Annotated in this window: 10 protein-coding genes; 5 read left to right on the top strand and 5 right to left on the bottom strand. The window is 58.6% G+C overall.

Annotated elements, in window-relative coordinates:
- Positions 1-432: 432 nt before the first annotated feature.
- Both FNU79_RS18060 and FNU79_RS18055 read left to right on the top strand, forming a co-directional pair.
- Entirely contained in the window at positions 433-684 is a 252-nt protein-coding gene (locus FNU79_RS18060; RefSeq protein ID WP_143722193.1) for a PqqD family protein, read from the top strand.
- A 68-nt stretch (positions 685-752) separates the two neighbouring features.
- A complete protein-coding gene (locus FNU79_RS18055) occupies positions 753-1,583 on the top strand; it encodes a phosphoenolpyruvate carboxykinase (ATP) (protein WP_143722192.1) in 831 nt (276 codons plus the stop codon).
- On the opposite strand, the gene FNU79_RS18050 is transcribed toward FNU79_RS18055, so the two are convergent.
- From FNU79_RS18050 to FNU79_RS18040, 3 genes are all read right to left on the bottom strand, one after another.
- Positions 1,561-2,895 carry a lasso peptide biosynthesis B2 protein gene (locus FNU79_RS18050; RefSeq protein ID WP_143722191.1) on the bottom strand — a complete coding sequence of 445 codons (1,335 nt, stop codon included), beginning with the start codon at positions 2,893-2,895 and terminating at the stop codon, positions 1,561-1,563. The two genes, FNU79_RS18055 and FNU79_RS18050, sit on opposite strands and share 23 nt — an antisense overlap.
- Positions 2,896-3,062: 167 nt before the next feature.
- Complete coding sequence (locus tag FNU79_RS18045) at positions 3,063-5,039, bottom strand: S8 family serine peptidase (protein ID WP_185974804.1); 1,977 nt, start codon at positions 5,037-5,039, stop codon at positions 3,063-3,065.
- Between the two features lie 188 nt (positions 5,040-5,227).
- Positions 5,228-8,329 (bottom strand): hypothetical protein, encoded by a 3,102-nt coding sequence (locus FNU79_RS18040; RefSeq protein WP_143722189.1) that lies wholly within the window; start codon positions 8,327-8,329, stop codon positions 5,228-5,230.
- Positions 8,330-9,091: 762 nt separating this feature from the next.
- On the opposite strand from FNU79_RS18040, the gene FNU79_RS18035 reads away from it, so the two are divergent.
- From FNU79_RS18035 to FNU79_RS18025, 3 genes are all read left to right on the top strand, one after another.
- Complete coding sequence (locus FNU79_RS18035; RefSeq protein WP_225430167.1) at positions 9,092-9,742, top strand: response regulator; 651 nt, start codon at positions 9,092-9,094, stop codon at positions 9,740-9,742.
- Positions 9,743-9,744: 2 nt separating this feature from the next.
- The gene (locus FNU79_RS18030) at positions 9,745-11,292 is read left to right on the top strand and encodes a sensor histidine kinase (RefSeq protein ID WP_143722188.1); all 1,548 of its coding nucleotides are present in this window, start codon (positions 9,745-9,747) and stop codon (positions 11,290-11,292) included.
- Positions 11,293-12,948: 1,656 nt separating this feature from the next.
- A complete protein-coding gene (locus FNU79_RS18025; RefSeq protein WP_143722187.1) occupies positions 12,949-13,653 on the top strand; it encodes a hypothetical protein in 705 nt (234 codons plus the stop codon).
- 67 nt (positions 13,654-13,720) lie between these two features.
- On the opposite strand, the gene FNU79_RS18020 is transcribed toward FNU79_RS18025, so the two are convergent.
- Positions 13,721-14,041, bottom strand: a complete 321-nt coding sequence (locus tag FNU79_RS18020) for an integrase core domain-containing protein (protein ID WP_404825813.1) — start codon at positions 14,039-14,041, stop codon at positions 13,721-13,723.
- 102 nt (positions 14,042-14,143) lie between these two features.
- Entirely contained in the window at positions 14,144-14,602 is a 459-nt protein-coding gene (locus FNU79_RS19550; RefSeq protein ID WP_404825810.1) for a DDE-type integrase/transposase/recombinase, read from the bottom strand.
- Positions 14,603-14,718: the final 116 nt, after the last annotated feature.

The following is a 14,718-nucleotide window of genomic DNA, read 5'->3' as shown; positions in this document are numbered from 1 at the left end:
CTCAGGTCGCGGGCGGTACTGGAGACATTGCCATTTGTTCGGGCAAGCTGCGCGGCGTCTCGCTTGAAGTCAGCGGTATAGATTCGGCGATTCGTCATAATGGGCCTCCTATTGTCGAGGCTTATCTTCATCCACGCAAAGCTATTGGGTCACCCTCAGTGAGGAAGCCGTGCCGAGAGAGAACTGTTCTGGGAGAGCAACAGGCCAGTCACCGTCCAGGACAGCGTACGGGCATTGCGGATGTCGTTCCACAATCCCTTCTGGAGGTGGGCGAATACGGCTTGGTGAAGTCAGGGAGCGTCCCCGGTGGCATTTTTGATCTTCACAAACAGAAAGTGTCCTCTACGGGGGACGCTTTCTCATAAAATCTGTCAGGCCGTCAGGCCCGAGCACTCTCGTCCAAAATTAACGCGAGTCAGGTACATTCTGAACATGTGGAAGGCCAATACTGAAGTCTTAGTGACCCCTCTAGAAGATGAACTGGTGCTCATGCATCCCACCAGCGGTGAAATGTTTAGCCTGAACGCCTCAAGTCGACTGATCTGGACTGCCTTGCCTCAGACCGAAGACACTCTCGCCGAACTGCTGGCCACGCATTACGATCTCACTCTCGCTCAGGCAGGCCAGGATTTACGCGTCCTGCTTCAAGCTCTCCAGAGCCGTCAGTTGGTATCCTTGACTTGAGTGCCCTACCTCATTTTTCGATCTGGCAGAGTCTCGACTTGAAAATCCTCTCGGCTTTGCCTCCAAGTATGGATGCGGAACTCCGCGAGTTCTGGCAAACCAAGGTGGGATCACCGCGCCGTGAAATCTTTCTGAATCTGGGGACGCTCCCGGCTGCGCCAAAAAACGCGCCGTCTCGGCTCCTCCTCCTAATAGGAAGGCAGATCGAGGTCAGGGTGCTAGGTGATGAGCTCTGGCTCGGCGAGCAACTCTGGGTACGATCTGGACAGCTGGGTGCAGAGGTGTGCTGCGTGCCGGAAGGTGCGCCGACCGAAGCGTGGGCGCTCATTTTTACCGAGCTTCACCGGGCTGGAGGCTGGCTGCCCCTACATGCGTCAGTAATTGCCGCTGGGCAGCGGGCAGTGGCTCTCACCGGAGTGAGCGGGGCGGGCAAGAGTACGGCGGCGTTGCGTCTGTACACCGCCGGAAGACAGGTGATCGCTGAAGACCGCGCCTTCTGGCACGCAGCGAGCGGCGAGATCAGAGGCCTCGACACCCACCTGCGGGTCTACGACGACAGTCTGAAACAGTTCGCGCCTGATCTCCTGTCCAGCGCGGGGGCCTGGGACCGAGATGCGCACGGCAAGCTGCGAATGCCCATCCAGATCGGTGCGCCGCACCGCACACAGTTGATTCAGCTCTTGCTGCTATCCGTACGGCGGGAAGAACTCAGCGCCCCTGAGAGGGTGCGTGCTCTCTGGGAAACAACGGGTGTGCCTCTCACCACCACAGCCCGCGAACAGGTTCAGCGCGGCATTGCTCGGCTTCTGCCGCTCCTTGCGCCGTGCTCGCTGAGCCGTAAGGAGGTGGTTTCCACGGCCGGCGAACTGCTATCGCCTATTCCGATGCCGGAAAACTGAACAGTTCGCGGAAGCGGTTACGGTTCTCGGGTTCGTTGTAGCACTCGATCTGGCCCCGGTCGTCCTCGATCCAGGCGTGGCCATGCACACCGCCTGGACCGGTGGCCACCCCGCTCACGAAACGGACCGGGTGGCCGCTGCGGCGCAGGCTGCGGTAGCTCGCGTAAGCACGCGGCACGCACACGCCCCGGCGCTTCTGGCGGGGGTAGAGTAACGTAGTCCACCAGCCAATAACCATGATCCGGTCCTGAAGCGTACCTAACGGTAAGCGCCGAACCGGGCCTGCCGGGGTCCAGCGGCGCAGGTGATCCTGCGGATCCGCGCCCTTTACTGTAGCGGCGCGTGCTGCCAGGACATCGAGCAGTGAAACGGGAAGCAGCGGCCAGCCCCGGCGCAAATCGACCAGCCGCCCGCGCCAATGTGCCAACCGAGGATGAACGCCGTCGCCGCGCAGCCCCGCGAAGATAATGGGCTGGGTACGGGCCGGACCGAGAACCAACTGCCCTGTGTAAGGATTACACACCCGCAGGAAGGCTGCCCAAGTATGTGCCGCGCCGAGATTCGCCGCGTGCGCTGCGAGGTCGACCATGCTCAGGTCGTATCGATCACTCAAAATCTGGAGGTCGAGGTAGTCGGCGGGCTTGAGGCCCCCGCTGTCGCCGCCCCAACTGCGTCCCAGCGCCACATTCAGCACGGCAGCGTCGAGCGGATGGGGAAGGCTGATCGAGACGCCGTCCCAGTCCAGCTGCCGTGCCCGTGCCCGCAGTCCAGCGGTAAGGTCTTGCGCCCGTCGCAAAGTCACGCCAGACCGCAGGCCAATCACACAGCGGTGGACATCCAGCCGCACGTGCCCGTTTGGACTGTAGAGATGCATGGTCTCGTGGGTCCAAGTCGAAGGATCGGCGTGCTGGCCGTCGCTGCGCCAGCCGTGCGCCATCGCCAAGTGCGCGGCCCGCCAGATGACGCTGGGTTGATCCGGCAGCAGAATGTCCACGTCCCCGTAAAGCCGCTCGCCAGACGAGGCGTAGTCGAATTCCGCCAGAGCGAAGCCTTTAAAAATGAGAGCGTGAATGTCCTCGCTGGCCCAGACGCGCAGCAGTGATCTCACCTCGGTGCGGATCTGGGCGTGCCGCATGCCTAAGCTCAGGGCGTCGGCACGCAGAGTATTGCGCAGCGGATGATCCTCCGGCAGCCGCGAACGCAGAGCGCCGCCCAAGCTCGCCGCCCGAACGCCGGGCAGATCCTGCGAAGTTGCGGTTTCCGGCTGGATCAGCACCCGCTCCAAGGTAGGCAGGTGCGAGTGCATATTCATCCGTGCCGCCCGTTACAAGGCACTGAACTCCGAGCCTGCTTGAGGCGGCGCTGCCGCGTCCGTCGATAAGTTCCATAGATTGCTACTGAATCGCTCATAGATAGCCCCTTTGGGTCGTTTAGCAGCGTTTTACACGAGTACGCAGAAAGAAAACTGATCTTAGCGGGTCAGTGGTTGAGGAAGCCCAACTTGACGTCTGGGTTTTCCAGCCCCAAGACGAAGCGCTTGGCCGTGTGAGCCTCTCCTTTCTCGCCGTAAGTCGAGTTGCCGTTGGTGTCGGTGCCGTAGACGAGCGTGTAGCTTCCCTCAGGCAGGTAAGATACGAAGGTGTTGCCGTTCATGAGCGCGCCGTATGTGTGCCCGTCATCGGCATACACCTGAATGCCCTCGTGGGCGCTGATGGCCGGAGCGCCGAGGGCGGCCACTGGATCGATCATGCCGTATCCGAACTGATTGTCGCGGCCAGGCTGGCCCAGGTCAGTGGCCGTCGCGTCTAGGCGGGCCAGGGTATCTTCAGCGTTCGTCGTCACGCCTTTACTGAGCATCAGGGCGGCCAGGGCGGCGACTTGCGGAGTCGCCTGCGAAGTGCCTGACATGCCGGAGTAGTTGGGAAGATTTTTACTGTAATCCCAGTTGGTGGACATGATGTCGTCCGGGAAGGGAGTGCCGTTCAGGAGTGAACCGTTGAACGCCGCGCTACTGCTGCCCGCTCCGCCGGGGGCGCTGAGCTGCACCTGCGGGTAAGCACTGCTGAATGAGGAGTGCTCTGGTGCGCCGGATTTGGAAAGGGTCACGGAAGCCACCGCCACGGCGTCCGGGCACCCGGCGGGGTAGTTCACGGTGCTGGTACCGAAGTTTCCAGCAGCCACGAACGCCAGCACACCCTTCTTGCGAACTTCCGCGATGGCGTCACACAGCGGCGCGGCGGTTTCAGCGCTCATGAGGCTCCCTAGGCTCAGGTTCAGAATCTGGGCGGGCGTAGAGTTGGTGAAAGTGCTGCCGCCTACTGTAATGGGCAGGCCCGCCGCGTAACGAATACCGTTGACGGTTTCAGCGATGGTGGTGGTGCCGGTGGCGTCGATAATGCGAATCGGCAGAATCTTCACAGGCGCGGTGTAGCTGGCCCCTACCACGCCGCTGCTGCTGCATCCGGCGCAGGGCGGCGTGAAAGTTCCCCAGCGGGCGGCGATAATCCCCGCAACGTGTGTACCGTGGCTGCCCATCGTCCGGCCTAGGAACGAGGGGTCAGTCGGGTCACTGTCGACGCCGTTGTCATCATCGCTTTTTTCGCGCGGAATCAGGTCGATGGCCCCGTCTACGCCTCTCAGCAACACACCTGCTAAATCTGGGTGATCATAGCGGACGCCGGTATCCAGCACCGCGACCACCACCGGATGCTGGTACGGCGTGGTGGCCATATCGCGCCATACGGCGGGATACCCGAGCAGGCGCATGGCCCACTGATTGGGATAATACTGGTCTGACGGCTCAAGGGGAGCTTGTAGGGGAGACATTTCATTGGACTGAAGATGGAGTTCGGCGTTCGGTTCAACGCTCAGCACATCTGGATCTCGCCGGGTTGCCCCCACATCAGCCTGGCTCAGCCCATGGACCATGGCGCTTCTGGCACCGAGCGGATCGGCGGGCGGAGCAGCGCTGACCTGAATACTGAGTACTGACGGCGCCGCGCGGAGTGCTTGTCGTGTGTAGGCCAACACGCCCGTGTCCCTGGCGGCCCGCGTTTTGTAGGTAACGATGTAGTCTTGGGTGCTGCTCTGAGCGGCGGGCGGCGTCCAGGTTTCTGATCTGGCGTCCGGCCCGCTGGTCTGATGTGGGGCGGTGGTGCCGCTCACCTGGTACATATTCAGGCTGACCGGCCAGCTGGTTTGCCCTGACTGGCCGTTTTCCTTGGACTTCCAGGCGATAACGATCTCGCCGGTCAAACTGGGCTGCGTGAGGGCTTGGAAGTCGGCGTTGCCGCGCACTGCCCGCAGACTCAGATCGAAGACGTCGCCGCTGCCCCTGGTGTACTGCACCCAGACCGGAGTTTTCACCACCTTCCACTCGCCGGAGAAGGCCTGAGTGATTCTCTGGTCGCTGAGATACGCAAAATTCACCTGACGCCGGGTGACTTGATCGGTCACTACGGGAGCTGAGGCCGGTGCTGAGTCAGGGAGTACTGGGTCGGAAATGGGTTTAGGGGATTGAGAGGCGCAGGAGACGAGGGGACTCAGCAGTAGGGCAAGCATAATTTTTTTCACAGTGAACCTGAAATGGACGAAGAGGACAGGTGGTAACCCTGCCCTTCTTGCCCTATGGAGTGAGGTTGAGTTTAGGGGCTTGCGATGTTCACAACCTGCTGCGCAGTCGTGGTGGCGTTCAAGGTGTCCGTGACCTGAGCGAAGACGTTGGCGCTGCCACTCTGGGAGAACTTCAGCGTGGCGGTGCAGGCACCGTTGGTTCCGCCCTGACTGACGAGTTCATAGCCACCAGCATTGGAAGACCAGCGCACCTGAGTGCAGTCGATCTGCTCATTGTTATCGGAAACATTTACCGTGAAGTTCGTGTCCTGACCCGGATCACTTTGCACAGTATCTGTGCTTGTGAAATTCACTTTGGGCGCACTGTTCTTGAGCTTAAAGGTGATTTTCTTGGTCGCTTTTTGCAAGGTGATGTTAGGGTCACTCCCGACACTGACTACCGCTGTCAGAGTGTGCTCCTTGCCGATTTCGGTGGCGGGCAGGTTCACGGTGTGGTCGGCAGCGCCAGTGGCAAGCGCAGCGCCGTCGAGTGCCCACTGGTAAGAGTAGGTGGTATTGGGGTCGGCGCTGACCACCGTTAGCTTAAAGGGGATGGCCGGGCCGTAGTCGATCTCTGGTACCGTGTCGAAGGTGATGCCGCTGGTGGCCGTGGGCGTCCTGTCTACCGGGTATTCAAGTTTGGCAACCAGTGGCAGCTTGACGCTTTTACTGACCTCCACAAAGCAGTTGCCGAAGAGGTTTAGATTGGTGCCGTCCAGCTTGAGAGTGGTATTGATCACAGGCACCTTGAACTCGAATTCGCGGGTTCCAGCGTCACCGCTGGCACAGATTTTGCCGTTCAGTTGCAGTTGGTCACCTTGGGTGCGGGCGCTGATCGTCGGACCGATCTTGGCGTTGGCGAAGGCTCCGAAAGTACCGAACAGTTTGGCTTCATACTCAGCCACCGCTTTGGCGTCCAGATCGAAATTGCCGTAAAGTTGGAACTCCTGAGTAAAGGTCGGCGTGACTTCATTGATCTTCTGGACTTTCGGGCTGAGCTTGCTGTCGTACTTGATGCCGGCTTTGTAAGTGAACGACTGTTCGACGTTGTACTTCACCTCGCCGGTCACTTGACCATTGATATCGATATACAAGTTCAGTTCATGCGTGACCGTGACAGGAATAAAACCCAGTGTCAGCGTAATGGGTTTGAACTTCACGTTGCCGATCGGAATCTTCTTGGTGAGCTTGGAGTCGGCTTTGCCCTCGATCTTCAGACTGGCCTGTTCCGTAAATTCGCCGTACAGCTCGGAGTTGAAGGACACTCCTTGGGTGAGGTTGCTGACGGCCTGATACGCGCCAGTGCCTAAAGAGGCGACCTGGTTGGCTGTATTGGTCGCGAACTGCGTGACAGAGGAGATACCTTCTTTAGCTTTACTGACGAAACTACTGAACCAACCCATCGAACGGAGCTGCCCCTCTGACATGGCACTCAGTCCACCATTCTTAGCGCTTATCGTGAGGATTTCATTGATGTTCACACTCGTTACGCCGGGCACGTTCAATTGGGCCTTGAAGACCAGCTTCGGTTTGTTCACAACGAGTTTGCCGTTGGCAATCAGGTAATTGTTGGGGTCTTTCTTGGTCTTGTCGCCGATCAGCACCTGATCGAAGCTGAGATTGAGCAGCGTGTCGCCTTCTCCCGCCATAGCAGTAATGCCAGGCATGAAGGTGGAGGATTTGAGATCAATGTCGTTGAAGGTGGGATTCAACTCGTTGTCCACATTCGCTTCTTGGAACAGTTCACCCAGATCGGCGTCCGTGAAGGTGATGTTGGTCTTGTCAGCAGAGATGGTCTCGATCTTGAAGGCCAGACCTTCAGGGGCGATGTTGGGGATAGGATCAGAAACCACCACGTCGCCTGCCATCAACCCAGCGGCAAAGCTTGATCCCGGCGCGAACCTGGCAGTGTTGGCCTGCTCATCGTAACTGAGCAGTTGCGTCTCGTCTTCGGGTTTCAGTACCTTGGTGGTGTCCAGCGGGTCATTTTCTGCTACGTCGTCGGTGGCACACTCCACCGTAACGCTGGATTTCTTGACTTCGCTGCCAATCTTGATGTCAAAGGCCTGGGTGTAGGTTCCCTCGTCGACAGGGCATTCGGCCACGTAAGGAACGGTGGCAGTCTGGTTGGCAGGAATCGTCTGGCTGTAAGAGTCGAGCGCCGAGCCGACGTTCAGTTTCAGTTGGCCGGGCATGGTTGGCGGCGCGGGAATGGTGACTGTGATGGGTGTGCTGGTCTTGTTCTGAATCTTGATGTCACCGCCGCCCGCGTCAGTGGTTTTCAGACTGAGGCTTGACAAATCCCCAGTCACGCCAATGGTGCGGTCAATGCCCTGGGACTCCTGAAGCGTGGGCGCACCTTCGGTCAGCAGGTAAAAGATGCTGGCGTAAAAAGGATCGTTGGCTGGGGTGCTGACATCGTTGACATCGAGGCCGACGACGGCGGTGAACTTATCACCCTGCTTCAGCTTGTTGTTCGGCAGGCCCGTGATCTGATAACCTGTGTTGTTGTAGGGCGTGATACTGCTGACGCCGTCGAACGTCGGAGGCGTGAAGCCAGCGAGATCCTGAGCGGTATACGGCGTGGCGTCCAGATCATCGGCGGCGGTCTGTGATGCCGTATCGTACTTCTTACCACGCACCAATTGCAGCTTTCCATCCAGCACCTTTTGCCTGGCGTCGGAGCGGTCGAAGTAGAGCACGTTGATGAATGGCGAGCTCCCGATGGTGTCCTTGGCCGCATCGGACGACGCCGTGTCCACCGGCAAAATCACGGGGCCGTTGACTTGCGCCGTGCCGTTGTAAGTGAATTCGATGGTGGTTCGCACGTGGCGCTTGGTGCCGTAAGTGAAGGTGTTCGCCGAGAGCACTTTGGCGCTCAGCGCGGCGGGAACGTTGGTCAAACTCTGGGCACCAACACCTCTGCCTACCATTTGCGCGGTTACTTCCGGCTTGTCGCTGTTCAGCTTCTGAAAGTCCAAGCGCATCAGACTCGCGGCACTGTTGACGGGTCTGGGTTTGGTGACGCTCACCGGCGTCGATGAAGTGGGAGGTACGGCCACTTTGCTCTGACAGGCCGTGAGCAAAGCGATGCTGATGGCCAAGCCAAAAGCGCTGAGATGTTGTGTTTTCATGGTTTTCCTCTCCTGTGACAACTTGATGGGTTTAAGCGTTTGATTACCAGTTTTTGAAAGCGTCACTCAAGAAGTTGCCTGTTCCTGGGCCAACGGGGATCACTGGAATGGAGTTCTGTAATGTCACGGCTGTCCACTTACCAAGGTCCTGCACAGCAGGCGGGGTGTAGGTTTTTGTGGGGGTCTCTTCTGTTTTTTCCGCAGTTTTCATATAGTTCCTTCTTGACTCTGAGAGTTTTACTTCTGGAGCGGAGTCTAGCTGAAGGGCATTAAACAGCCGGACACTGTTCAGAACGTATAAAATCGCTGCCTGACAACTGAGGACTGTCCGTCCCTTAAGTCGTGGCAACAACTAACTGAGCAAACCCCCCGGTAAAACATATGCAGTGAAGCTTGACGTTTCTGTGGCCATCTGGCCATGATTTCGCTGCCTAAAACTGTCTAGTCTCCAGAAATGGATATTGTGCGAGCATGAAACTGTGCGTCGCTACCGACTTCAGGATTGTTGAGGGCAAATGATTTCAGAAATGCGGTTCACCACTTTCGTCAATAGGGGTGTGGGTGCCCGTCATGCCTCCCAGTTCTCGGGCAAAGCGAACGGCGACTGGCCGCCTGGATGCCAGCGGAGATTTGGCTGGAGGTGTGCTGTCTGCCGTTCGGGATTGCTTTCTGGATATGTCAGGGCAGCGCTTGTAAGGCGGCCACGTCCCGGCAAGGCAGTATGAAAGGCCATACAGCCGCCGCGATCAGAGAGAATGGCCCGTGATCTCTTCTGTTTCCCTTCCTTCCGCGCCTATTCGAATTCAGATTGTCGAAGACCACGATCTGACCCGCATCAGTTTGCGTGCGCTGCTGAGCGCTCAGCCGGGCTTTCAGGTGGTCTGTGAGGCCCGCACCGGCGAGGAGGCGCTCGCACAACTAGCCCACTCGGCGGTGAATGTGGTGCTCATGGACATCAATCTGCCGGGCATCGACGGCATTCAGGCCGCCACTGAGGTGGGCCGTATTCAGCCTGACGCACGCGTCATGATGCTGACTGCCTCCAACCGGCGCGATCAGGTCTGCGCGGCGCTGGCCTCAGGTGCCGTTGCCTACTGCCTGAAGTCGGCCTCACCGGAAATGATCTACCAGGGCGTGCTTTCGGCGGCAACAGGCGGCGTCTTTTTCGATCCGCAGAGTGCGGCTCATTTGCTGCGCTCAGTGGACAGCGGCGCAGATCTTTCGCCACTTTCGGTACGCGAAACGTCGGCGCTGCGGCTGGTCGCCGATGGCCTAAGCAACAAGGAGATTGCGCAGATCCTGGGCATCAGTGTGGGGCTGGTTAAGCAGCTTATTCAGGACATCTTGAGTAAACTTCAAGCCACAGACCGTACCCAGGCTGCCGTCAAGGCGTTCCGGGCCGGGTTGATCTGAGCATGGCAGAAACCACTTCTTCTGCCGAGGTGCTGGAGCGCGTTTTACAGCCGGATCCGACCGTGGTGTGGCGCATCGGTCTGATGATGTGTGCCCTCTTGACTGGGCTGGGTCTGTTCATTCCCACGGCTGCGTCTGGTTTCGGCCTTGCGCTCATTGTCGGTCTGTCAGCGCTCGCCTTACAGGAGAATCTCACCGCCCGCCTCACCTGCATAGGCGTGTTTGCCAACGTGCTGATTGGGACCCACACCGTGATGCAGCGGGGCGCTGATCCAGATCTCATCCTGACCTACTTGGGACTCTCCCTCCTGATCCTGCTGACAGGCGTGGCCGGCTGCCTATCGGTGCGCCGCGTTGCCGCACTTGCCGCTGCAAAAGGGCTGTCAGAAGCGCCAGCACGAACGCAGGAGCCACCCGCTGGGCAAGCAGGCATGAACTCGCTGACCAGCCAGCAGGTGCTGGAGCGGGCGGCTGAGGTGCTGGCTCAGCTTTCGGGTGCCGTGCAGTTCACCGTGCAGCGGGTGGACAGTGTGAACGAACTGATACGCGGCCTGGACACTGCACGCCCAGCCGAACGCCGCCGAGGTCTCAGAACCAGAGGGTGGGGTGCAGGCGGATCCCACCGGTTTCAGCGCGTGCTTTCCCACGGCCACGCTTCCCCCAGCGCCGAGCCAGTGGTCTGGATGAAGGGAAAGAGCGAAGTCCTCGTGAAGTTGCGCCATCCTGGTCAGAGCGAGGCACTGGTTGCTCTGAAGCGGCCAAGTGCACCGCTGGGATTTATCGAGGACGCCGTGCGCGTGCTCCAGATGCAAATAGAACGCGCTGCGCTGCTCCAAGAGGTTCATCAGCAGCGTGAACTACTACGCGACTTGGTGTACGCGTTTTCGCATGACCTCCGCACACCGATCACGGCCAGCATCCTGAACGCGCAGGCCGCCCTGCACGGCGCGTTCGGGCCACTGCCGGACGAGTTTCAGGAGTCGCTGCGCAGCTCGCTTGAAGCACACCAGGGACTGCTGGCCATCTCGGACCAACTGATGCTGCTGGCCGAATATGAAAGCGGGGGCCCAGCTGGTGATGAGAGCGCCGTCGTGGATCTTGAACCAGTTCTCCGAAGTGTCCTGAGCGACCTCTCGCCCCGCGCCAGCACACGCGCTCTGCATTTCGAGCTGACGTTGGATGGCCTGAGCACACGGGGCCACCGCTACGATCTGCGCCGGGCTTTCCAAAACCTACTCGACAATGCTGTCAAATTCAGCCCTCCCGAATCCATTATCTGCGTGCGCCTGCGCCGTGAGGGGCCGCTGGCAGTCGTCGAGGTGCGCGACCGGGGTTCCGGTGTCGCTCTAGAGCAGGAATCACGGCTTTTCCAGCGGTTCCGGCAAACCACTGCGGGATCGGGAACAGGGATTGGACTTTATCTGACGCGGCGAATCGTTGAGCGCCACGGCGGCACTTTAACTTACGCCCGAGAAGCAGCAACCGAGAACCAGCCTGCCCAAACGGTCTTCAGTATTCACCTCCCTTATGTTGAGCGCGCCTCGGGTTGAATTGACCTTATTGCAGTTTTATATCACTGAGACTCACAGGGTGTGATTTAACACCTTAAATCGGCAAGTTCCAAGCGGCCCAGGACAGAACAGCGCAGACAGAACCGCGTTTTCTATGGGAGACACCGAGCTTACAGCAGTAAAAATCTTTCTTGGAGCGCAAAGGGACGGAGTTTTTTGTACTGTCCGAGAAGCCAAAATTGATCAGACCTGCATCCATATACAAACGGCTGTTTGGCTTGTCTAGGTTTCGGCTCGAGTCGCATTTACAGCTACACCCTGTACAGCGCTGGGCGGGTCTGGACAATCCCCCCCCATCAGCCTCCTTGAGTTCGTGGCCACATGGCCATGAGAGCGAACTGTGAATCGTCTTAAGGTAACTGAGCCTAGCGCCACTCCTTATGACTCATTTACTGAAGTGCCCTCACCATGACACACCAACCCAAGTGCTCCAGACGCTGGGAACTTTGGCTTTGGGAACGTGTACTCAGGCCAAGCCGCTCCTGCTCCTGACCTATCTGGCCTTGGAAGGCCCGACCTCCCAGAGTGCGCTGATAAAACTCTTCTGGCCCGAAGTGGACAATGCCGAGAATAATCTGCGGGTAACCCGCTGCATGTTGAAGAAAAGTGGCATCATTATTAATCAACAGGGCGGTGTATGGTCCACCGAAATCGAGTGCGACGCTCTTCACCTCCTGAGCTGCAAGGGACTCGACGCCGCCGACTTCAGTGGCCTGTTTTTGGAGGACGTGCGTTGTCAGGGCGTATCTGCCGAGCTTATAGACTGGATAGAACGCCAGCGGGAGCGGCTAGCGGCACATCAGCAACGAGAGCTTCTATTGCTGGCCAGAACCCATCCGGCGCAGATGGCCCATGCTCTGGCTGAACAGGCTTGGACGCTGCCAAGTGCGCCCGTACCCGACGCGGCCACTCTGGCACGGGTTCTGGCGGTTTGCTACAAAGGTTCGGCTCTGCACATTCAAGTTCAAGCTGAACTGCTGGAGTACGGCTGGTCGCGCGAGCAGTTGTCCCCCGCCGCTGGCCAGACGCATCACATGGCCTTGCAGGCCCTCTTGGCCTGGTGGTTGGACGGCGGCGCGGCCTGGCTTTCCGGACCAACTGGCGCGGGAAAGTCGGTCTTGGGCCGCCAGTTCTGCGACCTACTCATGCAGGACGGTCTCCCGACCATTTTTTTAGACGCCCGCCCATTTCTTGACGCCGCCGCCTTACTGGCCCACCTTGAGCACCTTCTCTACACATCTGCGTCCTTCAGTAGCTTGACAGTCGTAGTCGATCAACTCGACCACCTCTGCCTCTGCCCAGCACTGTTTCAAGCGGTAGTCTGCGCTTGGCCAGAAGTCCGCTTTCTGTGTCTGAGCCGTGAAGGCCAAGCAACAGATGACTTCCAGCTGATATTGCCTGCTCCTCAGGCAATATCACCTCAAGCACGCTCTGAGCAGTCACGCTCCAAGCGGAATCCAAGGCAGCGACCTTCTTCCCTGCTGGTTCGGCGACTGGCGAAGGCGAGCACCGTGGTCAAACACACTCCGCCGTTTCACCACAGATCCGGGAGGTGCTTGGCTGCGCGGTATGGTCAAGACAGAGAGGGTATTTGGTTTTGCCAGTGGCCGCTTTTTCTTTGTACAATGGATTCAGATGCCCCGCCACAACTCCGATATCCACTTGCTTCAACTCACCGGCGAGGAAAAGCGCTCGATAGAAGACAAACGCTGGATCTACATCTGGACCTCGCTGGTTCCCTTGTGTGGCATGAGCGCAGCCTACGCCGCGCAGATTCATCTGCGTCAGGCGGTTCAAGACCCTTACGTTGTCTACGGCTTTCCGGTGGTGGCCTCGCTGCTGATGACCAGCGCCCTATGGAACCTGCTGGGCGGCTACAGCGATATGGTAGGGCGCGTTGCTGTCGGCCTAGTCTTACTGGTCGCCTTGGCCCACAACGTCATTTTTGTGCTTCACCCAAATCTTCCGGTGCTCCCGGTGTATGTCAATACCTCGTCCTACTGGACGTTGGCGACCAACGCCGGTTTTATCTTTACTTTCCTACGAATCCGGCCAGCGGTGATGCTGGTCACAACGCTGTTCGGGGCGGTGGTGGCCTTACCCTGGTTACTGAACCCTGCTGTCTTCTTGCCTTTCATAGGGCCACTCCTGCGTTCACAGGCTATGCTCCTGACTCTCCTTCTCATGATGGGCTGCCTGGCGTGGTATCGCGCACGCTTTACCGAGCGCGCCACCGAGGCCCTGATGCTGCGCGAACTTACCCTCACGGACCTCTTCGTGCCCACCACCAGCATGGACCGCGGGACTTCCAGCGTCACCCAAACGGAGCAACGCATTTGATAACGCCGCTTTCGCAGGTGAGGTTCCCCCGCCGCCAATCCAGTCCAGTTACACTCCAAATCCTATCTCAGCCCGCCTGGCTCAGGCGGGCTAATATATTCGGTGAACGGTTATTGAGCGAGCTATGCGGGCGCATCTCGTTGTAATCTCGATGCCAAGCTGTCACAACCAGACGAGCTTGAGGTAGGGTCTGAAACCAATGGAGATTCAGGCACTCGTGCCGAACCCGGCCATTGAAACTCTCGATGTAGGCGTTCTCGACGGGTTTCCCAGGACGATTGAAGTGTTGCGTAATTCCGCGTTCGTATGCCCATTGCCCCAACGCTCTGCTGATGAACTCTGGCCCGTTGTCCGTCACAAGCATGGCAGGCTGAGCACGCTCAGCCAAGGGTTGTGTTGCCTTAACTGGCGTTACGACAGACTGAGGGCAGGGGCAGTCTAAAATTCAGACCGCCCCTGCCGCGACGGTTGACCACGTCCGGAACGCATTTTACTGATTTTGTCTTCTGTTCGTGGCAGAGACGCTGGTGCGAGTGTGATGGTGAAGGTTGCTGTCTTGGGCAGAACAGCGCCCATGAGGACGCTTGCCCGCTGATTTTGACGTGCAGATTGGGGAATTCTTGCGCTCGTTTCCTCCGTTTGAATTCTTGTTGTTGTCGCTCCTGACGCCGTGTACTTCGGTGCGATTGTCTTGGGCAGAACGGACGCCCGGATGGACGCCCGCCCGCTGCTCGACGAGATTGTTGCAGCGGGCCGTCAAGATCACCTGCTGATGGTCAACATCGATCAGACTCGGAATTTCTCTGATCTCAGCTCCGTAACTTTGGAGTTGGTCAGTATGAGTTACCTCTGGGACGTTGTATTCCCCGACCAGTCTGGACAGGAACGTCTTTGTGGCCTCGGTGTCCCGATAATACTCCAAGAAATCTTTCCAAAAACGTCCGCCCACTTGCGCGGGTGGGGTACACTAAGCTCGACTTTGGCCATTGGATACTGTCAGGCGGCGTAGCAAAGTGCGTCTGCGAGGCGCTCAATAAAGTCCAGTGGGACTTGAATCATTTCACG

The organism is Deinococcus detaillensis (assembly GCF_007280555.1).
Lineage (GTDB): Bacteria > Deinococcota > Deinococci > Deinococcales > Deinococcaceae > Deinococcus > Deinococcus detaillensis.
This window is presented reverse-complemented; position numbering and strand designations above follow the sequence as displayed.

What these genes read in the sequence shown, in the direction of transcription:
- FNU79_RS18055 (WP_143722192.1), top strand. Translation starts at nt 753, where the DNA reads ATGGATGCGGAACTCCGCGAGTTCTGGCAAACCAAGGTGGGATCACCG.
- FNU79_RS18030 (WP_143722188.1), top strand. Translation starts at nt 9,745, where the DNA reads ATGGCAGAAACCACTTCTTCTGCCGAGGTGCTGGAGCGCGTTTTACAG.
- FNU79_RS18060 (WP_143722193.1), top strand. Translation starts at nt 433, where the DNA reads ATGTGGAAGGCCAATACTGAAGTCTTAGTGACCCCTCTAGAAGATGAA.
- FNU79_RS18040 (WP_143722189.1), bottom strand. Translation starts at nt 8,329, where the DNA reads ATGAAAACACAACATCTCAGCGCTTTTGGCTTGGCCATCAGCATCGCT.
- FNU79_RS18050 (WP_143722191.1), bottom strand. Translation starts at nt 2,895, where the DNA reads ATGAATATGCACTCGCACCTGCCTACCTTGGAGCGGGTGCTGATCCAG.
- FNU79_RS18025 (WP_143722187.1), top strand. Translation starts at nt 12,949, where the DNA reads ATGCCCCGCCACAACTCCGATATCCACTTGCTTCAACTCACCGGCGAG.